Raw genomic sequence first — 237 nt, forward strand, 5'->3', positions numbered from 1 at the left:
CCGCCACTGTTGGCGTAGTGCTTGTGTTATCGAGGGCATAATTGACTAATGTCTCTAAGGCTGAGACCGCCGTTTGCACGCCTGAAAGTGAGGTTAGGGTGTTGTTGATAAGGGCGGTATTGATCACCGCCAGATTCACATCTTTGAGTTCATCAAAACCTGCGGTGTGATAGGTAGCAAGACTTGGCGCTGTGCTTGTGGTGCCATCGGCATAATCATCAAGGGCATTGATGGCAT

At 49.8% G+C, this 237-nt stretch carries 1 protein-coding gene; it reads right to left on the minus strand.

The features are described 5' to 3' along the window. On the minus strand, positions 1–237 hold a 237-nt coding region (locus tag ACTRWI_RS22905; RefSeq protein ID WP_499133965.1), incomplete at both ends, for a hypothetical protein.

Source organism: Pseudoalteromonas sp. G5_S1_14_S5 (assembly GCF_054968605.1).